Genomic DNA, 20,581 nt, shown 5'->3' with positions numbered 1-20,581 from the left:
AGGTGGATGATGGACGACCAATTCAAGCCTCGCTTCATGTCATGGGGCCGGCCCGGTCGCGGCGACCCCTCGAAGGCGATCCCCGCCGCGATCTTTCCCAACGTCCGCGGCCCCGTCCTTCCCTTCGGCGCGGGCCGCTCCTATGGCGACTCCTGCACCCTCACCGGCGGCCATCTGATCGACAGCCGGGAGCGCGCCCTCATCCGCCAGTTCGACCCCCATCTCGGCCGCCTCGTCGCCGATGCGGGCGTCAGCATCGGGACGATCCTGCGCCTCATCGGCCCGCGCTATACGTTAAGCACCATTCCCGGAACACGCCACGTCACCCTCGGCGGGGCGATCGCGAACGACATTTACGGCCGCAACCATCATCGGCGCGGCTCGTTCGGATCCGGCGTCGAGGCGATCACGCTGCGCCGGTCCGACCAGCCGGGCCGTCTCAATCTGCGCCCCGGCGATCCGCTCTTCGACGCGACGCTCGGCGGCATGGGCATGACGGGGCTGATCGAGCGCGTCACGATCAAGTGCCAGCGCGTTCCGTCCAACATGATCACCCGATCGACGATCCCCTTCACCTCCCTCGCCGAGGGGCTCGCCCTCGTCGAGGAGGGTGCGGGCGCACACGAATACGTGTCCGCCTGGGTCGATGGGCTCGCCACCGGGGCGCTCCTCGGTCGGGGCAAACTCGTCGTCGGCGACCATGCGGTCGGCCGGGCGCCGCCCCCGCACCGCCGGCGCCGCCCCTTCAGGGTGCGCTTCACGCCGCCCTTCAGCGTCGTCGGCCCCCTCGCTTTGCGCGCGTTCAACGTCTTCCAGCAACGAGGCCTGCCGCCCGGCGGAACCACGGAAGTCCTCGATTATGAGAACTTCTTCTTCGCCCTCGACAAAGTGGGCGACTGGAACCGTCTTTACGGCCCGCGCGGGCTTCATCAGCATCAGTCGGTGATCCCGGCCGCCAACGCCCTCGACGCGATGACGCAGATGCTGAAGGCCACCCACCGACGGCGGGAATATTCCTCCTTCGCCGCGCTCGGCATTTTCGGCCTCAGCCGCTCACCCGGTCTCATCGGCTTCAGCCGGCCCGGCCTCAGCCTCCTCCTCGACTTTCCCGATCGCGGCCGCTCGACGCTCGAACTCCTCAAGGAGCTCGACGCGATCGCGCTGTCGGCCGGCGGCGCCGTCAATCCCTATAAGACGCGGCAGATGGGGCCGGAGGCCTTCGATCGGTCGATGCCCAACTGGCGGCATGTCGAAGCGCTGCGCGACCCGCTGATCATGTCCGACTTCTGGCGGCGCAACGCATATGGACGGGGCGGTCCCGCCGCCATCAACCGCGCCGCCTGACGGCACGCTTGCGGCCAATCGCGCATCCCGTCCACACCAGCCCGTGACGGGGGCGGCTCTGCGCATTACATCATCCACACGGCACGCCCGAATCCGGGCGACGAAACAGCGTCAAGGAGCTTCCGTGCTGGCCCGCATCGCCCTCGTCCTCCTCCTCCCGCTCGCGCTATCGGCATGCGGGGTCAATCAGATCCCGACGCTCGAAGAGCAGGCCAAAGCGGACTGGAGCCAGGTCCAGAACCAATATCAGCGCCGCGCCGACCTCATCCCCAACCTCGTCGAAACCGTCCGCGGCTATGCCGACCAGGAGCGTGAGGTTCTGCGGGAGGTCGTCGAAGCGCGCGCGAGCGCCTCGCAAATCCAGATCAACACCGACGATCTGACCAACCCCGCCCTCGTCCAGCAATTCAATGCCGCGCAGGACAAGCTGACCGGCGCGCTCGGGCGCCTCCTCGTCACCGTCGAGCGGTATCCCGACCTCAAGTCGAACCAGAATTTTCTCCAGCTCCAGTCCCAACTCGAAGGCACCGAGAACCGGATCGCTGTCGCCCGGCGGGACTATATCGACGCCGTTCGGCGCTATAACACCGAGCTGAAGACCTTCCCCGGACGCCTGTGGGCCGCAACGCTCTATTCCGGCAACGAGCCGATGGCGACATTCGAGATCCCGCAGGAAAACTTCTCCCCGCCCCAGGTCGATTTCGGCCGAACGCCGAACGCGCCCGCACAGCCGCAAAATGCGAATTAAATCGGCGTTGGCGCGGGTCCTCGTCCCCGCGCTTCTTCTTCTCCTGGTCCTCGCGGCGGCGGCGTTCGCGCAGACCTTTCCGCCTCTTTCGGGCCGTGTCGTCGACGCGGCGAACATCCTTCCCCCCGACGTCAGAGCCGCCCTCACCGCCCGCCTCGAGGCGCACGAGACGGCGACGAGCAACCAGGTCGTCGTCGCGACCATCCCCGATCTCGAAGGCTACGATATCGCCGATTATGGCTACCGCCTCGGCCGGGCCTGGAAGATCGGCACGGAGGAGGATAACGGCGTCCTCCTCATCGTCGCCCCCAACGATCGGAAGGTGCGCATCGAGGTCGGTTACGGGCTCGAAGGCACCCTCACCGACGCGCAGTCGCGAGCGATCATCGATTCGGCGATCCTGCCCGCCTTTCGCGACAACGACCTCCCGCGGGGCGTGGAGGCCGGCACCTCGGCGATCCTGACAGTCCTCGACGGCGATCCGATCGACCTGCCGAAACCGGCGGACGAGACCGAGAGCGTCGAGGGTCTCATCGTCATCGCCATCAACATTCTGGTGTTCGGCTTCATCATGTACTTGATCATCCGTTCCAATAGCGGTCCCGGCGGCGGCCTCACGCGTGGTGGACGGCGCGGCGGCATCGTCCATTATCCGATCGGCGGCCGACGCTCCGGCGGCTTCCGCGGCGGCGGCGGTTTTCGCGGTGGCGGCGGCTCGTTCGGCGGCGGAGGCGCGTCCGGCTCATGGTGAGCGCCAACGCAGCCGACCACGCCGCGGTCGCGGATGCGATCCGGGCGGCGGAGGCGACGACCGCGGGCGAAATCTTCTGCGTCGTCGCAGGGCAGAGCGACGATTATCGGCTCTATCCAGCGATCTGGGCGCTTCTCGCCGCGTTGACCGTGCCGACCGTCCTCCTGGTGCTCGGCGAGACGAGCGCGCCGACGCTTGTCCTCACCCAGCTCCTCACCGCGCTCGTGCTGTTGCCGCTCTCGCAATTCTCGTCCTTGCGGATCCACCTCGTGCCGCGCGCGGTGAGGCGGGCACGGGCCCATCTCAAGGCGGTCGACCTCTTCCTCGCCCACAACATCCACGCGACGCCGAACCGGACGGGAGTTCTGATCTTCGTCTCCCTCTTCGAGCATCATGCCGAGATCGTCGCCGACCGGGCGATCTACGAGGCGGTCTCGGAAGAGACGTGGGAGGCGCTCATCGAACGCCTCATCCTGCAACTGAAGGCGGGCGCGTTGACAGAGGGACTGGTGGAGGCGATCGGCGAAGCGGGGACGATCCTCGCCGAACACGTGCCGCCCGATCCGGGCGGGGTGGCGGATCATCTGCCGAACACGCTCGTCGTCATCTGACGGGGAGAGACGGCGATCCGCGGCGACTTGCGGCCGCGATATCGCTAGAACACGGAATAAGCCGGTCCCGGCGAACACGCGGACCGAAGGTGACGCCGGAGCGCCGGCGCTGGGAGAGACGCATGCAGAATGACACCGCACGAAACCTCGCCGATATCCTGATCACGGCGCGCGAAACCGGATTGCCCGCGCCGTTTCAGTCCGCCTCGCCCTTCGCCGACATGGACCGCGACACCATCAACGCGGTGCAGCAGCTCGTCTGCGACGCGTGCGGACCGGCCGGAGCGTGGAAGGCCGGCCCCAAGAGCGGGGACACCCCGCCCCTCGCCGCCCCGATCTTCGACGATGTCGTGCGTGGCAATGGTGGGCCCTTCTCCCAATCCGAACTCATCAAATGCGGCGTCGAACTCGAGATCGCCTTCCGGCTCGAAAAGCCGTTGCCGCCGGTCGACGCGCCGAACTTCGCCGTCGCCGCGCGCGAGTGCGTCCGGCCGGTGGTGGCGATCGAGCTCGTCGACGGCCGCTTCGAGAATTTCACCGAGCTGCCGGACGCCGTGAAGATGGCGGACAATCAGTTGAATGGCGGCTTCGTCTGGGCCAACCCCGAAACGCCCGACGCCGAGGTCGATTTCTCGACGCCCGAGGTGCGCCTCAGCTTCAATGGCGAGGTCGTGTGCTCGGGCCGCCAGAAGGTGCCGGGCGGGGACGCTTACGCGACCTTCGTCACCTTCGCCCAATATGTCGGCAACCATTGCGGCGGCTTCCAGGTCGGACAGATCGTGACGACCGGATCGCTGAGCGGCATGCTGTTCGTCGAACCCGGCACAAAGATCGAAGGCTGGGTCGCAGGCCTCGGCGGGGTCGAGACGACTTACGTCTGAGCCGATTTTTTGGCGGCGCACCGACGCGCCGCCACCGTCCCCGACCTCTGGCGCGTCAGCTCTTGGCGAGTGCCGGCCAGACCTCGTGCCAGGACGCGGCCTCCTCATAGGCGGCGGCGAGGGAGAGCAGAAGCGGCTCGGTCCCGAGATCGCCGATGATCTGGAAGCCGACCGGAAGCGCGCCCTCCGGCACCGCGCACGGCAGCGCGATCGCGGGATGACCCGCCGCATTCACCCACCCGGTATAGACGGCATGGCCGCGTGGGCCGACCGCCGTGCCGTCGATCTCGGTCGGGAACGGAACGTCCGCCGCCCACGGCATTGCCGCGCAACTCGGCATCAAGACGAGATCGACACTCGCGAACAGCTCCGACACCTCTCGGCGGATGCGCCAGACCGTCTCCCAGATGCCGAGGAGATCGCTCGCCGGGATCGACGCCCCCCGCTCGGCCATGCCGATATATTTCTCCGCCGCCCGCTCGCGCATTGTCGGCTCCGTCGCGAGGATGCGCGACAGGCCGATATCGCAGATCATCGGCCAGACATCGGCGAGCGCCTTGGTGTCGACCGGAAGCTCCCCGTCCATCACCGTGTGGCCCATCCGGCCGAAGACGTCCGCCGCCTTGCGCACGGCGGTGAGGATCTCGCCGTCGCACACATTGCCGTCGAGCCGTTCGACATAGAGGATTTTCAGCGGACCATCGCCCGGCTGCGTGAGCGGCCCGCGCCGCGAGGACGGGTCGGCCCGGTCCGCGCCCGCGAACACGCGGTCGAGCAGCGCGATATCGCGCACGGTGCGCGCGAAGGTGCCGACGACCTCGAAATCGAGAAGAACCTGCGGCAGCCCGTCGGCACGCGGCACATGGCCGATGCCGGGCTTGAGGCCGACGAGGCCGGTATAGCCGGCCGGCCGGCGCGCCGAGCCGCCCCCGTCGGTCCCGACGGCGATCGGCGCGAGCCCCGCCGCGACGGCCGCGACGGATCCGCCGCTCGACCCGCCCGGCGTCAGCTCCGGGTTCCACGGATTGCGCGTCGTTCCGAAGAGCGCATTGTGCGTAAATCCCTCGACCGCGAACTCCGGCGTGTTGGTCTTCCCGATGACGATCGCACCGGCGTCGCGAAGCCGCTTGATCGGCAATTCGTCCGCCTCCGGCACATAGTCGGCATAAAGACCGCTGCCGAAGGTCGCCGGCATGCCCGCGACGGCGAGATTGTCCTTCACTGCGACCGGCACCCCGTCGAGCGGGCCGATCGGCATGCTCTGCCGCCAACGCTCCGCCGACGCCTCCGCCTCCGAGCGCGCCGTCGGCGAGAGCGCGACGAAGGCGTTCAAAGTCGGGTCGAGCCGCTCGATCCGCGACAAGTAAAGATCGAACACGCCGAGGGGGTCGAGCGTGCCGGCGGCATAGGCGACGAGGAGCGCGGACGCATCGAGCTGCCAGGCCTCTTCGAGGTCGATTTTGATCACGGGTTCAGCTCATATTGCGTGGCGGCCGGAGCGCATGTCCGGCGCGGGGATGATCGAACGGCGACGCGCTGCGGTTGCCGACAGAACGGCGCACCGCCGGTAGAAACGCCCCACGCGACATAAAGGTTCACGCCGATGGGAGGTGTGACGCCCGAAGGTTCGCACTTCGGCACGAGAACGATCCCGAACCGAACCGGAGCGAACGCCGCCCGTCCCGATCCTTGCCGCAGCGCGAAGCGGGGTTGCGGCGGTCGCTGCCGGTTCAAACACAAAGCCGTCCGCGATAGGCTCGCCGCAGTCTCCTCCGCGCTACGGACCGCCTCATGACGCATATCGACGGTGATCGCCTCTGGCAGACGCTGATGCGGTCGGCCGAGATCGGCCCCGGCCTCTGGGGCGGACTGAAGCGTCTCGCGCTCACGGCCGAAGACGGAGCGATGCGCGATCAGCTCCGCGCCTGGGGCGACGCGGCCGGGCTCGCGACCACCATCGACCAGTCCGGCAATATGTTTCTGCGCCTCGACGGCGCGACGGAGGCGCCGCCGATCCTCGTCGGCAGCCACCTCGACACGCAAGTCGCCGGCGGCCGGTTCGACGGCGTCCTCGGCGTACTCGCCGGGCTCGAGATCCTGCGCACCTTGCGCGATCGGGGGCACGTTCCGGCGCGGCCGATCGAGGTGGTGAACTGGACGAACGAGGAAGGCGCCCGTTTCTCCCCGCCGATGATGGCCTCGGCCGTCTTCGCCGGCGTCCACCCGATCGAATGGTTGCACGGCCGTGTCGACGATGACGGGATCGTGCTTCGCGACGCGCTGGAGGCGATCGGCTATCTCGGCGCAGCGCCCGTCGGAAAGCCGGTCGACGCCTATTTCGAGCTCCATATCGAGCAAGGCCCGGCGCTTTGGGACGAGGGAAACACCGTCGGCCTCGTCACCGGCGGATTTGCGGTCGAAGGGCTCGTCGTCCGGTTTCGCGGCGAGACGGCGCACACCGGACCGACGCCGATGGCGCAGCGGCGCAACGCCCTCGTCGGCGCGGCGCGCGTCGCCGCCTTGGTCGATGAGATCGGCCACCGCTATGCGCCGATCGGCAAAGCGACCGTCGCCCGCCTCACCGCCTGGCCGAACAAGCCGGGCATTCTGTCCGATTTCGCCGAGCTCACCCTCGATGTGCGCCATGCCGACAAGGCGGTGAGCGCGAGGATGCTCGAGGAGGTGATGCACGCGATCGCCGAGGGGGCGCGCCGGGCCCGTGTCGAGCCGGAGATCGTGAACCGCTGGACCTATGGTGACGAGCGCTTCGATCCTTCGCTTGTCGCGCTCCTGCGAACAGCGGCGGCGCGGCAAGGCGTTCCGGCGAAGGAGATGAAGAGCGAGGCCGGGCACGACGCCTATTATTTGAGCCGCGTCGCGCCGACCGCAATGCTGTTGAGCCCCACGATCGACGGGATCAGCCACAATGAGGGCGAAGACGTGCCCCGCGCGGAGACGATCGCGGCGGCAAACGTCCTCTTCGAGGCGGTGCTGTCGCGCGCCGACCGCACTTAGGCCTGTCGCCGGTTCGGTTGTCGCGCGAGCCGGTCGAGGCTCGCCCGCACACGGTCTCGGCCGGACAACAGCCTCGCCCGGACACAGAAAAGGGGCGCAGATGCGCCCCTGTTTCCGCTTCACGCCAAGTGCGGCGCGGACGACCCGGCTCGGTCAGGTCTTTGCTTCTTCCTTCGCCGCGTTCTTGGCCGACTTTACCACCTTCTCCGCCTTGTCGGCGACGGTCTTGCCGTTGTCGGAAGGCATAAGCCCCTCCTCTTCGGCGGTGGATTCGGCCTCGGCGAGGACGCGCTCGGCAACCCGGCCTGCCCGATCGACCTGATCGGCGGCATAGTCGTAGGCGTCATCGCGAAGGTTGTCGCGATAGCGGCCCATCAGCTCGTCCTCACGCCGCGTGGACGGGATCGCCGCCCCGATCGCGGCACCGACAGCGACACCGATGGCGGCCGCGATCAGCGGCTCCTCGGTGACGAAATCGACGATGCCTCGGCGGGCACGCCGCGAAGCGTGGCGCGCGGCGTGGGCCGCATCATAGGCGGCATCGCGTGCATGGTCATACGCGTAGCTCGCCGCGTCACCCACCGCGTAGGCGCCCGCCTTGAGCTGCTCGCTCACATATTGCGCGCCGTGCCGCGCCTCGTCGGCCGCGAGGAGGACGTGGTCGTACAGCACATCGGCCGTGCTCGACGCCGTGTCCTGGACCGCGTAAGCGCCCTCTTTCAGCCGGTCGACCGCATAACGCGCGCCATGGCGGGCCTCGTCGGCCGCGAAACGGGCCCGGTCATAAGCCGACTGGGCCGCGCCCGAGGCATAACCCGACGCCGCATAGGCGCCCGACTTCAGCTGCTCGGCGGCATAATCGAGGCCGTGCTTGGCCTCGTCGGCGGCGAATTTCGCCTGATCGTAGGCCGTCGCCGCCGCCTGCTGGCCGGTCTCGCTCGCGCTATAGGCACCCGCCTTCAGCCGCTCGGCGGCATGACGCAGGCCGTGCTTGGCCTCGTCCGCCGCGAACGCGGCATGGTCGTAGGCGTTGTGCGCATAGCCCGAGGCGGAGGCTTTCGCCGCGTAGGCGCCCGACTTCAGCTGCTCGGCGGCATATTCGGCACCATGACGGGCCTCGTCGGCGGCGAAGCGGGCCTGGTCATAGGCCGTGCCCGCAGCCGCCACGCCGGTCCGGCGGACGTCGTAGACGCCCTGCTTCAAGCGATCGACCGCATACTTCGCGCCATGGCGCGCTTCGTCGGCCGCATAGCGGGCGCGGTCATAAGCATAGACCGCCTCGCGCCGGGCTCCTTCCACCGAACGCCGCGCCGTTCCCGACACCTGCGCTCGCGACGGCATGCTCGGCGCAGATTCGCTTTTCGACCCCTGACGCATCAGGAGCCACGCGAGCCCGATCCCGGTCAATGCGATCGGAAGCGGGTTTTCTTTCACCTGTCTGCCAAGATTGCTCACAAATTCATTTCCTTCGCGACCCGCGCCCATCAAGGAGCGCGAAACACTGTCGATGATCTGTCCCGTGGACAATTTCGTGCGAAGAGCTTCCAAGGTCTCCTCCACCTCATAACGTTGCGCTTCGACCTCGCGTTCAATTTGCGTCGTCGTGCGGTTCATCGCATTTGCTCCTTCGCCATCTCGGCATCACGCCGTAGCTGGAGCGCGGTCCGGTCGGGGGTGATGTTCTCGACCTTGAGATCCGTCGTTCCGCTGCGGACCAAAAAGGCCCCGATCGCGGCGAAGACGCCGCCCACGATGAGGGCAGCCCATCCGGTGTTGTTCTCGGACGCGGGCACAGAGCCGATGATTTCCGCGACGGCGATGACCAAGGCGTCCGCCAGTACGATCAACGCGACGAGGATGGTGATCGCTCCCGCGGCAATTTTTCCGACGCCGATCTGAAGCTGGGTGATCTTGTCGTTCAACTCGGAGCGGATGAGCTCCCCTTCCTTGCGGAAGAGGTCCGTGATGTCGCGGAACAGCTTTGTCAGGAGTTCGGGGATCGAGCGGGAATGCGCCATCGATTCCGCCAGGGGACTGGGGCGCTCGGGGCGATGTGGATCGTGGGTCATAAGGCTCGCCTCACAGGCTCGTAGGGTTGGACGGACCCACGGTTGGCCGGTTCCGCATCGTGTCCTCCGGCTCCTCGCGCTCCGACGCCGCGCGGTCGGAACTCGACTTTGCGAACCGGCCGAGCGCGACGCCCGCGAGCACGGTTCCGATGACGAAGGCGCTCGGGTTGCGGCGCGCGAAGCGCTCGACCGAGACGACCATTTCGTCGACGCTCTTGTTCGAGATCGAATTGGCCACCTGTTCGAGCCCGTCGGCGGCCTCGGTCACCACCCGCGCGGCGATGCCTTGGTCGCGTTCCGACAGCTCGTCGCTCGCCCGCCGGACGGCGCTTGCGAAGGTGGAGATGTGGGACGCTGCGTATTTCTTGCCTTCTTCGGCATAGGCGTGCGCTGCGTTCTTGACGTCCGCGCCCGCATGTTCAGCGGAATCGCGCACGGTTTCGGCCGCCTCGTCGATTTTTTCTTTCGCCGCTTTGGTTTCGCGATCGATATTGTCTTTGACCGACATGCTGTATCCCTTCCAAACTCGAACCTAAGTTATCGTGCTGCATCAAATGCCGGCAGATTTAGGCAAATCCGAGCAGGTTCAGAACGAAAAGGACGACAACAACGAGGCCGACCAGGTAAATCAGACTGTGCATCGGCTTGCTCCCTCGGATCAGAAATCGCCGTCTGTTATGCTATGAACGTCCCTTGATAGGACGGAGTTCCGCTTCTCGTTTCATGAGACGGCGCAAGATTCTTTGCTCTACGTAACATAAAACGCCGCCCTCGCGCGGCAACATCGGCGCAGCGCGTTCGGTCGGCGAAATTTATGTGAACCCCATTCGAGAGGGGTCAGCCTTTGCGCCCGGTCAGTCGTCGTTCCACAAAGCGTGAAAATGATGCACCGGGCCGTGACCCTTGCCGATCGACAATCGGTCCGCGGCCGCGATCGCACCGGAAATATAGGTCTTCCCGGCCCGAACCGCTTCGGGAAGCGTCATCCCCTTGGCCAGCGATGCCGCGATCGCACTCGACAGGGTGCATCCCGTCCCGTGCGTGTTGCGCGTTGCAACGCGCGGCGACGTCAGCGTTTCGACCCCGTCTTCGGTCTCGAAAACATCGGCCGCCTCGCCGCTCATATGCCCGCCTTTGAGGAGGACCGCGGGGCCGAGCGCGGCGAGGCGATGGGCCTGCGCCCTCATCATGTCGAGCCCGTCCGCCTCCGCCTCGCCGAGGAGGACGGCGGCTTCGGGGATATTCGGCGTGATCAGGGTCGCGAGCGGGATCAGCGCGTCACAGAGCGCGCTCACCGTCTCTTCCGGGACGAGACGGTGGCCGGAGGCCGCGACCATCACCGGATCGAGCACCACCGGGATACCGATCCCGTCGAGCTTCTTTGCAAGGAGCGCGATCACCGCCGGATCGGCGAGCATGCCGATCTTGATCGCCTTCACGTCGAGATCGCCGATCACCGCGTCGAATTGGGCTTCCACCATGTCGACCGGGATCGAATGGATGGCGCTGACGCCGAGCGTGTTCTGCGCGGTGATCGCGGTGATCACGCTCGCGCCATAGACGCCGAGCGCGGAGAAGGTCTTGATGTCGGCCTGGATACCGGCGCCGCCGCCGGAATCGGAGCCCGCGATGGTGAGCGCGATCATCGCCGCCCCTCCTCCACCGCCCGGCGCAGCGTCGCGGCGGCGGCCTCGGGGTCGTCGGCCTTGGTGATGGCGCTCATCACGGCAACGCCGTCGGCGCCCGCCTTCGCGAGCGTGCGCGCCCGGTCGGTGGTGATGCCTGCGATCGCGCAGATCGGCATCCGATGCGCCGCCCGCAGCCGCTCGGCGATCGCGGTGAAGCCGTCGAGGCCGATCGGCGGGTTCGGATTGTGCTTGCTCGTCGTCTCGAAGACGCCGCCCACCGAACCGTAGTCGATCGGCGCGCCGTCCGCCGCCGCCGCCTCCTCGAGGGAGTGGATGGTGAGCCCGACGATCGCCCGGTCGCCGACGATCATCCGCGCCTCGTGCGGTGTCAGATCGCCGTGCCCGACATGGACGCCGGCCGCTCCCGCCGCGACGGCGACGTCCGCCCGGTCGTTGACGAGGATCGGGACCGAGGTCGCGGCGACGAGGGCGCGGACCGCAGCCACCTGATCGGCGGTCGAGGCCCCCTTGTCGCGCCACTGGATGAGGCCGACACCGCCGGCGGTGGCCTTGCGGACGAGATCGACCGGGTTCGGAACGTCGGGGCCGAGGATGAGATAGACGGAAAGATCAAGCATTCAGGTTTCGAGCCGCAAGCGGGAAAGGATCGTCTCGCCGTCGATCATGGCGAGGGTGTCGAGAAGGTGGACCGCGAAGGAGCCCGGCCCCTTCGCCTCCTCGGCCGCGATTTCGGCCGAGACCGACATCAGCGCGAGGGCTGCGAGGGAGGCGACGAACGGATCGTCCTCCACCGCGATCATCGCCGCCGTCAGCGCGCCCGCGGCGCAGCCGGTGGCGATCACCTTGTCGAGAAGGCGGGTGCCGTTGGCGAGCGAGACAGAGCGCCCTTCCCCGGCGACGCGGTCGACGGGGCCGGTGGTCGCCGTCACGATCGAGGGGCGCAGGGCGCCGAGCGCCTCCATCTCGCGGCGATTGCCTTTGACGATACGGGGCGATTCGTCGGCGAGGCGCAGCGCGAATTCGAGCCGCTTGGGCGAGCGGTCGACCTTCACCGGGTCGAGCACGAAGGGGCATCCCGACGCGACGGCCGCGACAGCCCCCTCCCGCCGGGCCTTGTCCATCATGCCGAGATTGACGAGGAGCGCGTCGGAGTGAGCCGCCATGGTGCCGACCTCGTCGGCGTCGACGGTCATCGAGATGTCGATGCCGGCCGCGGTCGCGACGTTCGCCACGAACGGCTGCGCGACGGGCGCGACCAGCGCGTGAACGCGGGGCCGCGCCTCGGCGAGGCGGTCGATGGCGGCGGCGATGCGGGTGCCAACCGCGGCGATATCGACCGCGATGTCGGGCGCGGCCGATTCGGTGTGGGCCGTTCGGGACGCGGCTTCGTGCTTCAGATCGTTCATCCAATCCCTCCGCCGGAATGACCCGGATCAGGTTCATGGGGTCGGCATCGCGCCTCTCAGCCCGCAGGCACCCCCTTGGAAAACCCCAATCTAGTGTGCCGTTCGCGAAAGGGAAATGTGGCAATCCCGACTGCCCACATGCGACCGGATGCGGCAAGGCGGCCGCGCGGGCTTGTGGCGCGCCTCGCTTTGCGCTTCTAGTGGCGGGAGGAGGACGTCATGACGCCATTTTTCGTGCTGATCAAAGCGCAGCTCGGTCGCGCCTACGAGGTGGCGAACGCCCTGGCCGATGCGGAGATCGCGTCCGAGATCTATTCCACCGCAGGCGACTATGATCTCCTCGTGAAGTTTTATGTCGATCGCGACAGCGATATCGGCCACTTCGTGAATGAGAAGGTTCACGCCGTCCCCGGCATCCTCGACACGAAGACCATCATCACCTTCAAGGCCTTCTAGACCACAGCCCGCCGGCTGGCGGGCGCTGATCGAAAACCGCCGGCTGGCGGGCGCCGATCGAAATCCGCCGGCTGGCGCGCGCCGATCGCAAAATTCCGGCCGGCCGCCGCCGGTCGCGAAAACGAACAGCGCAGCCTCCGCCTAAGCTGCGAGGCGATCGTCGCCGCGAATCGCCCGTCATATCGCGTCGGTAGCATCCTTCGCCGTCGCCGTTCCGCCGCGATCGGGCGTGAGGATCGACGCTGCGCAGACCCGCTCGATCGCTTGCATCAGCGGCCCCTTGGCCTTTCCCTCGGCGAGCCGGAAGGCCTCGCGCATGACCCGCTCGACCCAATGCGGGTGAAAAGCGACATCTCCGTCGCGCCCTCCTCCGGCATCCCGCGATGGACGCGCCCGCCCGCGCCAAAATATTCCCCTTCCGAATTCTCCCGCACGATGACCCAGTCGAGATCCCCCGCCGCCGCACAGAGGCGTGGTGATGCCGGGCAGGATCTTCATCGGCCGCAGATTGGCGACCTCGTCGAGCCGCTGGCCAAAAAGCATGGCGGCGGGACGGTGACCACCGACCGGCGCCCGCCGCGCGAAGTCTCTTGCTCCGCCGCGCCCACTCCCTATTGATGCGAAAAAAGACGGGCCGTGTCGGGACGCGCCGTTCCCGAACGTCGTTCACAGGAAGGGAACGCCAATGCTCTTTGCAATCATGTGCTACCACGACGAAGCGACCGTCATGACGTGGACCAAGGCCGAGGACGACGCCGTCCTCGCCAAGCTCGATGTCGTGCACGGCGAGCTCCTCGCCGAGGGGCGGCTCGGCCCCGTCGTCCGCCTCCTCCCGACACAGACGGCCCGCACGGTGCGGTCCGGCGAGGTGGATCCGATGGTCCATGACGGACCGTTCGCGGAAACGAAAGAACAGCTCCTCGGCTTTTATGTGATCGACTGCGAGACGCAGGAGGCGGCGCAGGACATCGCGAAGGCGCTCAGCGCCGCCAATCCCGGTGGCGCCTACGAGATCCGGCCCATGCAGATCTTCAAACCCGGAGCGCTCACGCCATGAGCGTCAGCGCGGAGTGGATGGCCTCGGTTCTCGCGGGGGTTCGGCCGCGCGTCGTCGCCGCTCTGCTGCGCTATTTCCGCGATCTCGATATCGCCGAGGAGGCCTTCCAGGAGGCGAGCCTCAAGGCGCTCACCCGCTGGCCCGCCGAGGGGCCGCCCCAACGGCCCGCCGCCTGGCTCATCATGGTCGGCCGTAATGCCGGGGTGGACGCCGCCCGCCGCCGCGCGCGCGAGGCCCCGCTTCCCGACGAGGCGGACCTCTCCGACCTTTCCGATGTCGAGGACGGGGCGGCCGAGCGGATCGACGCGCGCGACTATCGGGACGATATCCTGCGCCTCCTCTTCGTCTGCTGCGATCCCGAACTTCCGGCAACGCGGCAGATCGCGCTTGCTCTGCGCATCGTGTGCGGTCTCTCGGTCGGCCAGATCGCGCGGGCCTTCCTGGTCGGCGAGGCGGCGATGGAACAGCGCATCACCCGCGCCAAGCGGACGATCGCGAAGGCCGACATTCCGTTCGCGCCGCCCGGCCCGAGCGAGCGCGCAAGGCGGCTCGGCGCGGTGTCGAGCGTTGTCTATCTGATGTTCAATGAAGGCTACACCACCGGCGTCGCGGAGGCCGGTGCGCGCGCCCCGCTGGCGCGTGAAGCGATCCGCCTCGCCCGGCTCCTTCTCAGCCTCTATCCGGACGAGCCGGAACTCGAAGGCCTCCTCGCCTTAATGCTCCTCACCCACGCCCGCGCCCCCGCCCGGTTCGACGCCGACGGCGCGATCGTCCTCCTCGACGCACAGGATCGCAGCCTGTGGGACCGCGGAGAGATCGAGGAAGGGATCGCACGCGTCGTCAGAGCTTTCGCGGCCGGAGATCTCGGCCCCTACCAGATCCAGGCCGCGATCGCCGCGACCCACGCGAGAGCCCCCGAGGCCGCCGCGACGAACTGGAGCGAGATCGAACACCTTTATGAGGCGCTCGAAATGATGCGCCCCTCCCCCGTCATCCGCCTCAACCGCGCGGTCGCGGTCTTCAAGGCGCGGGGCGGCGAGGCGGCGCTCGAACTGATGGACCCGCTCGCGGGCGAGCTCGACGCCTATTTCTATTTTCACGGCGCGCGCGGTGCAGTCCTCAAGGCGCTCGGTCGCCGTGAGGCCGCGCGCGAAGCATTCGTCCGCGCCATCGCCCTCGCCGGCACCTCGGCGGAGGCCGCGCACATCCGTGCCGAACTCGATTCGCTCGACGCGATGGCCGGAATCGCCGAACCGTAAAAAAATTTTTCGATCTTTGTCGGGGCCGCCGTTCCCCGCACGTCTTCTAAGCGATGCGTTCGCAGAACGCGCTACAGCGAGGAAACGACAATGCGTGTGATGGTCATCGTGAAAGCCAATGAGGCTTCCGAAGCGGGCACCCTTCCCTCGAGCGAGCTGCTCGAGGCGATGGGTCGCTTCAATGAAGAGCTGGTCGCCGCTGGCATCATGCTGAGCGGCGACGGACTCAAGCCGAGCTCCACCGGCATCCGCGTCCATTTTGACGGCGCAGAGCGGACCGTGACCGACGGGCCGTTCGCCGAAACGAAGGAGCTTATCGCCGGCTTCTGGATCTGGGAGGTCGCCTCGATGGAGGACGCCGTCGCCTGGGTGAAACGCTGCCCGAACCCACACGAAGGCCCGTCCGACATCGAGATCCGCCCCTTCTACACGTTGGAGGATTTCGGCGAGATGGTGACGCCGGAGATCCGCGAACGGGACGCACGGATGCGCGCCGCCATCCAATCGGAATGAGCGAACGGAGAGACCGATGGTTCCCCTCGTCACACTGATCGCCGCCCTCGGCGCCGCCTTGATGGCGGGAACCTTCTTCGTCTTCTCCGTCGCCGTCATGGGCGCCTTCGCCACCCTTCCGCCAGCGGGCGGGATCGCGGCGATGCAGGCGATCAACCGCGTGATCCAGAATGCGCTCTTTCTCGGCGTCTTTCTCGGCACCGCGGTGATTTCGCTGGCGCTTCTCGTGGCGGCTCTCTTGGGCGCGGCGCCGCTCGGCACCACCGGCGCCGGTGCGATCGCCTATCTCGCCGCGACGCTCATCACCATCGCGGGGAACGTCCCCCTCAATGACCGGCTCGACCGTATCGACGGAACGGCCCCCGACGCGGCCCCCTTCTGGGCGACCTACCGACGCCGATGGACCGCGCTCAACCATATTCGCACCGTCGCCTGCCTCCTCGCGACGGTGTTCTTCATCCTCTCATTCGCGGCGCGATGATCCGCAGCCGCAAGGACCGCCATCATGACCGAGACCGATTATGACATCACCAGCGGGCGCAACGTTCACAGCGTCACCCCGCACCTCATCGTCAACGACGGAATGGCGGCGATCGCCTTCTACAAGGCCGCGTTCGGCGCGGAGGAGATGATCGTCCTGCCCCGCCCCGACGGCGGACTGCTGCACGGATGCCTGTCGATCAACGGCTCGTCCGTGATGGTCGCGGACGAGGCGTGCAGCAGCGTCCACGCCCCGACCTCCCTCAAGGGGACGACCGTGTCGATCCACCTCGTCGTCGCGAACGCGGACGAGGCGGCGGCGAAGGCCGTGAGCGCCGGTGCGAAGCTCATCATGCCGGTGGAGGACATGTTCTGGGGCGATCGCTTCGGCGTCGTCGAAGATCCGTTCGGCCACCAATGGAGCATCTCCACCCCCGGCAAGCCGATGTCGGAGTCGGAGATGCAGAACGCGGCCGCCGCCGCCTTCGCGCAGTGAGGGAGGCCACGATGAACCGCAAGATCAGCACCTGCCTCTGGTTCGACAATGACGGCGAGGAAGCCGCCCGCTTCTACGTCTCGCTCGTCCCGGACAGCGAGATCACCGACATCATGCGGCCGGAGCCCGGCGGCCCCGCCCTCGTCGTCACCTTCACCCTCGCCGGCACACCCTTCATGGCGCTGAACGGGGGGCCGCAATTTCCGCAGAGCGAGGCGGCCTCCATCGTGGTCTCCACCGAGGACCAGGCCGAGACCGACCGCCTTTGGACCGCGCTCCTCGAAGGCGGCGGAAATGAGAGCCAATGCGGCTGGCTGAAGGACCGCTTCGGGGTCTCCTGGCAGGTCGTCCCGAAGATCATGATCGACCGCCTCACCGACCCCGATCGCGCCGCCGCCAAGCGCGCCATGGATGCGATGATGACGATGGTGAAGATCGACATCGCGGCGATCGAGGCCGCCTTCCGGGGCGAAACGCAGGAAGCCGCATCATGACGAGCGAACCGCATCAAGCGACCCTCACGCCGGCCGAATGGGAGGCCGCGCACGACAAGCTCCGCGCGGAGGAAAAGGCGATGACGCAGGCACAGGACGCGCTCGCCGCCAAGCGACGGCGTATGCCCTGGCAGCGCGTCACGAAGTCCTACAGCTTCATCGGGCCGGAGGGGCGCACCGACCTCGACGGCCTCTTCGACGGGCGGCGGCAGCTCATAGTCTATCATCACATGTTGCGGCCGCAGGATCCCTCCCCCTGCTCCGGCTGCTCGATGGTGGTCGACCAGCTTCCCCACCTCGCCCACCTTCATCAGCGCGACACGAGCCTCGTTCTCGTCTCGCGCGCGCCGATCGACGAGATCCTCGCTTTCCGCACACGGATGGGCTGGTCCGTCCCCTGGTATGAGACGCAGGACGACTTCTTCGCCGACAACGGGGTGGGCGGCGAGCATAGTTTCGGCCTCAACGTCTTCATCCGGGACGGCGGCGCGATCTACCGCACCTATTTCACCACCGATCGCGGCGTCGAAACGCTCGGCACCGTCTGGACGCTCCTCGATCTCACCCCGCTCGGCCGGCAGGAGACGTGGGAGGAATCCCCCGAATGGGTCGCACAGACGCCGCCTTTCGTCTGGTGGCGCCTTCACGACGAGTATCCCTCGGCCTGACATCCGTTCCGCGCCGCAGGACCGAGCGCCGCGCCACCCGCGCGGCGCTCGTTTGCGTCCATGGGGGACTCGACAAAGTGTTATAGTATATCATACAGCGATCGGCGAAGGCCGCCCGGCGGCCGCTTTGACTTGAAGAGGAAGGACAGACGATGCTGTTTCGCCGTCCGCTGACCGCGGCCCTTTCGGGCCTCGCGCTCACGATCGCCGCAACCGGCCCGAGCCAGGCCGACGACCCGCTTCGCGTGGTGACGAGCTTTTCGATCCTCGCCGACATGGCGAAGGAGATCGGCGGCGATGCGGTCGAGGTGACGTCCCTCGTCGGCCCCGGCGGCGACGCGCACGTGTTCGAGCCGACCCCCTCCGATGCGAAGACGATGATGGGCGCCGATATTCTCGTCATCAACGGGCTCGACTTCGAGGGTTGGCTGCCCCGCCTCGTCGCCGCCGCTGAATTCTCCGGCACGGAGATCGTCGCAAGCCGCGGCGTCACGCCCCGCGCATGGGACGCCGGCGAGGGCGACCACGATGCGGAGACTGACGCGGACCACGACGATCACGCGCACGATGACGACCACGACCACGACCCTGACCATGACGGCCATGACGAAGCCGCGCACGGCGACCACCACCACGGCGATTTCGACCCCCACGCCTGGCAAAATCTCGCCAACGGGGTGATCTACGCGCAGAATATCGCAGAGGCGCTCGAGGCCGCCGATCCCGACAATGCGGCCCTCTACCGCCAGCGCGCCGAAGATTATGTCGCCCGGATCGAAGCGCTCGACGCCGAGGTGCGCGCCGCGATCGAGGCCCTTCCCGAGGATCGCCGCAAAGTGGTCACCTCGCACGAGGCGTTCGGCTATTTCGAAGACGCCTACGGCATCACCTTCCTCGCGCCGGAGGGGCTCTCCACCGACGGCGAGGTGTCGGCCGCCGAGATCGCCGCGATCATCTCGGAGATCCGCGCGGAGGATATCGGCGCCTTCTTCATCGAAAATATCGCCGACAACCGCGTTCTGGAACAGATCGCGCGGGAGACCGGCGCCAGCATCGGCGGCTCGCTCTTTTCCGACGCGCTCTCCGGGCCGGACGGCGAGGCGCCGACCTATCTCGGCATGTTCCGCCACAACGCCGAGACGCTGACGACGGCCCTCGCCGCGGACTAACGCGCTCTGCCGTCCTCGCCGGTGGCCGCTTCGGCAAGGACGATGTCCGCCACCTCCGCGGCGAACTCCTCGTGCAGGAGGAGCTTGCCGTGGGGGAGCGGATGAGCCTCGACGGCGGGAAGAGCCGTCATCGCCTCGATCTCGGCCTTCGACCCTTTCGGCGTCGACGCGCCATAGACGATCTCGAGCGTGCCCTCGAAGGCGCCGAGCGCGGACAGCATGTCCTCGCGCCGGGTGAACGGGTCGAGCCCTCCGGTGACGAAGCGCGCCGTGCCGTGGCGCGCGCCCTCTTCGAGCGTGACCGCCCGTTTCTGGGCAAAGCGCTCCGGCGTCAGAAAAGCCGGATCCTCATAGACGTGCTCGCGCACCATCTTGCGGATGATGGCGGCGCTCATGTTCGCTCTGTAGAGCAGCGATCCGACCCGCGGCCGGTCCATCGTCCGGCGCAGCTTCGCAAACCAAGGGCGCTGGCCCTTCATCATCGTGGGCAGCGGCCCGCGCCAGGTCGGGGCGACGATGATCACCCGCTCGGCGAGCCGTGGGTGCCGCAGGAAGGCGCGCGCGACATAGCCTGCCCCATGCCCCGCAGCGACCACGAGGTGGGGCGCGGGCGCCACTTCGCGCAGGACGAACTCGACGAACCCGTCGAACATCACGGGCGTCCAATCGATGAACGGGCGCGGCAGCCTCCCGAAGCCCGGCCAGTCGACACTCACCGTCGCATAATGGGGCGCAAGACGGGCCTGGAGGTCGGCCATCTCCTGGCGCGTCGAAATCGAGCTGAGCGCCGGCAGCAACAGGGCGGTCGGCCCCTCGCCGTCCCGCGTGATGCCGATCGGCACCGGCTTGCCGTTGACGCGCCAGGTGACGACCGTCTCGCCCGGCGCGCGGATCGACGCGTCGCGCTGATCTCCCTTGGCGATAAAGTGGTCGCTCATCGTCTCACGCGTCCTCGTTTTCGCCCGCACAGGCCGCACAGCGGCCTTTGATCTCGACCGTCGCCCCCTCCATCACAAAGCCGATCCCCTGCGCCTGGGCCTCCAGCGCGGTGAGGACGCCGACGCCGGGCAACTCGTCGATCCCGCCACAATCGGCACAGATCGCGAAGACGGGCACGGTGTGGACGTGCTTCGGATCGCGGCACGCGACATAGGCGTTGATCGATTCGAGGCGGTGCACCTGCCCCTGGTCGACCAGATAATCGAGCGCGCGGTACACCGTCGGCGGCGCGGAGATCCCATGCTCCCGCACCTGGTCGAGCACCTGATAGGCGCTCATCGGCCCCTTCGCGGACTGCAGCACCCGATAGACATGCTCGTGATTTCGCGAGGATACGCGGGATCGCTTCATCATCCACCCTCAGCCATCGAGCCCGGCCGGACGGAGCGCGCCGGCTCGCGGAAATGGCATTGCGCTCGGTTCGTTGGCATGGGCGTGGTCGACCTCACATCGTGCGATGACCAACGTGCGATGCGCGAACGCCTCCCTGCCACCGTTCCAAGAGCCTCATGGGCT

At 67.6% G+C, this 20,581-nt stretch carries 24 protein-coding genes, 1 pseudogene and 1 riboswitch; of the genes and pseudogenes, 15 read left to right on the top strand and 10 right to left on the bottom strand.

Going from position 1 to position 20,581, the window contains the following annotated elements; translation table 11 throughout:
• Positions 1-9 precede the first annotated feature (9 nt).
• The 5 genes from L1787_RS06830 to L1787_RS06810 all read left to right on the top strand — a co-directional run bounded on the left by L1787_RS06830 (position 10) and on the right by L1787_RS06810 (position 4,335).
• The gene (locus L1787_RS06830; RefSeq protein ID WP_235707940.1) at positions 10-1,344 is read left to right on the top strand and encodes an FAD-binding oxidoreductase; all 1,335 of its coding nucleotides are present in this window, start codon (positions 10-12) and stop codon (positions 1,342-1,344) included.
• Between the two features lie 124 nt (positions 1,345-1,468).
• The gene (locus L1787_RS06825; RefSeq protein WP_235707939.1) at positions 1,469-2,092 is read left to right on the top strand and encodes a LemA family protein; all 624 of its coding nucleotides are present in this window, start codon (positions 1,469-1,471) and stop codon (positions 2,090-2,092) included.
• A gap of 7 nt (positions 2,093-2,099) precedes the next feature.
• Positions 2,100-2,843: a TPM domain-containing protein gene (locus L1787_RS06820; protein ID WP_235707938.1), complete on the top strand. Its 744-nt coding sequence runs from the start codon at positions 2,100-2,102 to the stop codon at positions 2,841-2,843.
• The gene (locus tag L1787_RS06815) at positions 2,837-3,454 is read left to right on the top strand and encodes a TPM domain-containing protein (protein ID WP_235707937.1); all 618 of its coding nucleotides are present in this window, start codon (positions 2,837-2,839) and stop codon (positions 3,452-3,454) included. The genes L1787_RS06820 and L1787_RS06815 overlap by 7 nt, the downstream gene beginning before the upstream one ends.
• A gap of 122 nt (positions 3,455-3,576) precedes the next feature.
• Entirely contained in the window at positions 3,577-4,335 is a 759-nt protein-coding gene (locus L1787_RS06810; protein WP_235707936.1) for a 2-keto-4-pentenoate hydratase, read from the top strand.
• 55 nt (positions 4,336-4,390) lie between these two features.
• On the opposite strand, the gene L1787_RS06805 is transcribed toward L1787_RS06810, so the two are convergent.
• The gene (locus L1787_RS06805; protein ID WP_235707935.1) at positions 4,391-5,803 is read right to left on the bottom strand and encodes an amidase; all 1,413 of its coding nucleotides are present in this window, start codon (positions 5,801-5,803) and stop codon (positions 4,391-4,393) included.
• 323 nt (positions 5,804-6,126) lie between these two features.
• On the opposite strand from L1787_RS06805, the gene L1787_RS06800 reads away from it, so the two are divergent.
• Positions 6,127-7,350: a Zn-dependent hydrolase gene (locus L1787_RS06800; protein ID WP_235707934.1), complete on the top strand. Its 1,224-nt coding sequence runs from the start codon at positions 6,127-6,129 to the stop codon at positions 7,348-7,350.
• Between the two features lie 153 nt (positions 7,351-7,503).
• On the opposite strand, the gene L1787_RS06795 is transcribed toward L1787_RS06800, so the two are convergent.
• The 6 genes from L1787_RS06795 to L1787_RS06770 form a co-directional block, all read right to left on the bottom strand.
• Positions 7,504-8,649: a hypothetical protein gene (locus L1787_RS06795; protein WP_235707933.1), complete on the bottom strand. Its 1,146-nt coding sequence runs from the start codon at positions 8,647-8,649 to the stop codon at positions 7,504-7,506.
• A 311-nt stretch (positions 8,650-8,960) separates the two neighbouring features.
• Positions 8,961-9,368 carry a phage holin family protein gene (locus L1787_RS06790; RefSeq protein ID WP_235707932.1) on the bottom strand — a complete coding sequence of 136 codons (408 nt, stop codon included), beginning with the start codon at positions 9,366-9,368 and terminating at the stop codon, positions 8,961-8,963.
• Positions 9,369-9,429: 61 nt separating this feature from the next.
• A complete protein-coding gene (locus L1787_RS06785; protein ID WP_235707931.1) occupies positions 9,430-9,927 on the bottom strand; it encodes a hypothetical protein in 498 nt (165 codons plus the stop codon).
• Between the two features lie 346 nt (positions 9,928-10,273).
• Entirely contained in the window at positions 10,274-11,065 is a 792-nt protein-coding gene (gene thiD / locus L1787_RS06780) for a bifunctional hydroxymethylpyrimidine kinase/phosphomethylpyrimidine kinase (RefSeq protein WP_235707930.1), read from the bottom strand.
• Positions 11,062-11,685 (bottom strand): thiamine phosphate synthase, encoded by a 624-nt coding sequence (gene thiE, locus L1787_RS06775; RefSeq protein ID WP_235707929.1) that lies wholly within the window; start codon positions 11,683-11,685, stop codon positions 11,062-11,064. The genes thiD and thiE overlap by 4 nt, the downstream gene beginning before the upstream one ends.
• Positions 11,686-12,474 carry a hydroxyethylthiazole kinase gene (locus tag L1787_RS06770; protein WP_235707928.1) on the bottom strand — a complete coding sequence of 263 codons (789 nt, stop codon included), beginning with the start codon at positions 12,472-12,474 and terminating at the stop codon, positions 11,686-11,688.
• Positions 12,462-12,559, bottom strand: a riboswitch (TPP riboswitch). (Overlaps the previous gene by 13 nt.)
• 134 nt (positions 12,560-12,693) lie before the next feature.
• Between L1787_RS06770 and L1787_RS06765 the strand changes: the two genes are divergently transcribed.
• Positions 12,694-12,930, top strand: coding sequence for an Lrp/AsnC ligand binding domain-containing protein (locus L1787_RS06765; RefSeq protein WP_108659474.1), 237 nt, complete (start codon positions 12,694-12,696; stop codon positions 12,928-12,930).
• A 279-nt stretch (positions 12,931-13,209) separates the two neighbouring features.
• On the opposite strand, the pseudogene L1787_RS06755 reads toward L1787_RS06765, so the two are convergent.
• A pseudogene (locus L1787_RS06755) lies at positions 13,210-13,461 on the bottom strand (isocitrate/isopropylmalate family dehydrogenase); the annotation flags it as partial.
• Between the two features lie 154 nt (positions 13,462-13,615).
• On the opposite strand from L1787_RS06755, the gene L1787_RS06750 reads away from it, so the two are divergent.
• The 8 genes from L1787_RS06750 (at position 13,616) to L1787_RS06715 (ending at position 19,066) form a co-directional block, all read left to right on the top strand.
• A complete protein-coding gene (locus tag L1787_RS06750) occupies positions 13,616-13,987 on the top strand; it encodes a YciI family protein (RefSeq protein WP_235707927.1) in 372 nt (123 codons plus the stop codon).
• Positions 13,984-15,246, top strand: coding sequence for an RNA polymerase sigma factor (locus tag L1787_RS06745; RefSeq protein WP_235707926.1), 1,263 nt, complete (start codon positions 13,984-13,986; stop codon positions 15,244-15,246). The genes L1787_RS06750 and L1787_RS06745 overlap by 4 nt, the downstream gene beginning before the upstream one ends.
• Before the next feature lie 90 nt (positions 15,247-15,336).
• Entirely contained in the window at positions 15,337-15,759 is a 423-nt protein-coding gene (locus tag L1787_RS06740) for a YciI family protein (RefSeq protein ID WP_235707925.1), read from the top strand.
• A 16-nt stretch (positions 15,760-15,775) separates the two neighbouring features.
• On the top strand, positions 15,776-16,240 hold the full coding sequence (locus tag L1787_RS06735) for an anthrone oxygenase family protein (protein ID WP_235707924.1): 465 nt from the start codon (positions 15,776-15,778) through the stop codon (positions 16,238-16,240).
• 24 nt (positions 16,241-16,264) lie between these two features.
• The gene (locus tag L1787_RS06730; RefSeq protein ID WP_235707923.1) at positions 16,265-16,735 is read left to right on the top strand and encodes a VOC family protein; all 471 of its coding nucleotides are present in this window, start codon (positions 16,265-16,267) and stop codon (positions 16,733-16,735) included.
• Positions 16,736-16,746: 11 nt separating this feature from the next.
• Positions 16,747-17,229 (top strand): VOC family protein, encoded by a 483-nt coding sequence (locus L1787_RS06725; RefSeq protein ID WP_235707922.1) that lies wholly within the window; start codon positions 16,747-16,749, stop codon positions 17,227-17,229.
• Positions 17,226-17,897: a DUF899 domain-containing protein gene (locus L1787_RS06720; protein WP_235707921.1), complete on the top strand. Its 672-nt coding sequence runs from the start codon at positions 17,226-17,228 to the stop codon at positions 17,895-17,897. Before L1787_RS06725 ends, L1787_RS06720 begins: the two co-directional genes overlap by 4 nt.
• 152 nt (positions 17,898-18,049) lie before the next feature.
• Complete coding sequence (locus tag L1787_RS06715; RefSeq protein WP_235707920.1) at positions 18,050-19,066, top strand: metal ABC transporter substrate-binding protein; 1,017 nt, start codon at positions 18,050-18,052, stop codon at positions 19,064-19,066.
• Here the strand turns inward: L1787_RS06715 and L1787_RS06710 are convergent.
• Together L1787_RS06710 and L1787_RS06705 are read right to left on the bottom strand one after the other, a co-directional pair.
• Positions 19,063-20,004, bottom strand: coding sequence for an alpha/beta fold hydrolase (locus L1787_RS06710; protein WP_235707919.1), 942 nt, complete (start codon positions 20,002-20,004; stop codon positions 19,063-19,065). The two genes, L1787_RS06715 and L1787_RS06710, sit on opposite strands and share 4 nt — an antisense overlap.
• 4 nt (positions 20,005-20,008) lie before the next feature.
• Positions 20,009-20,419: a Fur family transcriptional regulator gene (locus L1787_RS06705; protein WP_235707918.1), complete on the bottom strand. Its 411-nt coding sequence runs from the start codon at positions 20,417-20,419 to the stop codon at positions 20,009-20,011.
• Positions 20,420-20,581: the final 162 nt, after the last annotated feature.

The sequence above is a fragment of the Acuticoccus kalidii genome, from assembly GCF_021556395.1.
GTDB classification, from domain to species: Bacteria; Pseudomonadota; Alphaproteobacteria; order Rhizobiales; family Amorphaceae; genus Acuticoccus; species Acuticoccus kalidii.
The sequence above is the reverse complement of the archived record's forward strand: the minus strand, read 5'-3'. Positions and strand labels throughout refer to the sequence as shown.

Excerpts from the sequence above, each read along its gene's own strand:
- L1787_RS06830 (WP_235707940.1), top strand. The coding sequence starts at position 10 with ATGGACGACCAATTCAAGCCTCGCTTCATGTCATGGGGCCGGCCCGGT.
- L1787_RS06815 (WP_235707937.1), top strand. The coding sequence starts at position 2,837 with ATGGTGAGCGCCAACGCAGCCGACCACGCCGCGGTCGCGGATGCGATC.
- L1787_RS06810 (WP_235707936.1), top strand. The coding sequence starts at position 3,577 with ATGCAGAATGACACCGCACGAAACCTCGCCGATATCCTGATCACGGCG.
- L1787_RS06800 (WP_235707934.1), top strand. The coding sequence starts at position 6,127 with ATGACGCATATCGACGGTGATCGCCTCTGGCAGACGCTGATGCGGTCG.
- L1787_RS06790 (WP_235707932.1), bottom strand. The coding sequence starts at position 9,368 with ATGGCGCATTCCCGCTCGATCCCCGAACTCCTGACAAAGCTGTTCCGC.
- L1787_RS06785 (WP_235707931.1), bottom strand. The coding sequence starts at position 9,927 with ATGTCGGTCAAAGACAATATCGATCGCGAAACCAAAGCGGCGAAAGAA.
- thiD (WP_235707930.1), bottom strand. The coding sequence starts at position 11,065 with ATGATCGCGCTCACCATCGCGGGCTCCGATTCCGGCGGCGGCGCCGGT.
- thiE (WP_235707929.1), bottom strand. The coding sequence starts at position 11,685 with ATGCTTGATCTTTCCGTCTATCTCATCCTCGGCCCCGACGTTCCGAAC.
- L1787_RS06770 (WP_235707928.1), bottom strand. The coding sequence starts at position 12,474 with ATGAACGATCTGAAGCACGAAGCCGCGTCCCGAACGGCCCACACCGAA.
- L1787_RS06765 (WP_108659474.1), top strand. The coding sequence starts at position 12,694 with ATGACGCCATTTTTCGTGCTGATCAAAGCGCAGCTCGGTCGCGCCTAC.
- L1787_RS06750 (WP_235707927.1), top strand. The coding sequence starts at position 13,616 with ATGCTCTTTGCAATCATGTGCTACCACGACGAAGCGACCGTCATGACG.
- L1787_RS06745 (WP_235707926.1), top strand. The coding sequence starts at position 13,984 with ATGAGCGTCAGCGCGGAGTGGATGGCCTCGGTTCTCGCGGGGGTTCGG.
- L1787_RS06740 (WP_235707925.1), top strand. The coding sequence starts at position 15,337 with ATGCGTGTGATGGTCATCGTGAAAGCCAATGAGGCTTCCGAAGCGGGC.
- L1787_RS06735 (WP_235707924.1), top strand. The coding sequence starts at position 15,776 with ATGGTTCCCCTCGTCACACTGATCGCCGCCCTCGGCGCCGCCTTGATG.
- L1787_RS06730 (WP_235707923.1), top strand. The coding sequence starts at position 16,265 with ATGACCGAGACCGATTATGACATCACCAGCGGGCGCAACGTTCACAGC.
- L1787_RS06725 (WP_235707922.1), top strand. The coding sequence starts at position 16,747 with ATGAACCGCAAGATCAGCACCTGCCTCTGGTTCGACAATGACGGCGAG.
- L1787_RS06720 (WP_235707921.1), top strand. The coding sequence starts at position 17,226 with ATGACGAGCGAACCGCATCAAGCGACCCTCACGCCGGCCGAATGGGAG.
- L1787_RS06715 (WP_235707920.1), top strand. The coding sequence starts at position 18,050 with ATGCTGTTTCGCCGTCCGCTGACCGCGGCCCTTTCGGGCCTCGCGCTC.
- L1787_RS06710 (WP_235707919.1), bottom strand. The coding sequence starts at position 20,004 with ATGAGCGACCACTTTATCGCCAAGGGAGATCAGCGCGACGCGTCGATC.
- L1787_RS06705 (WP_235707918.1), bottom strand. The coding sequence starts at position 20,419 with ATGATGAAGCGATCCCGCGTATCCTCGCGAAATCACGAGCATGTCTAT.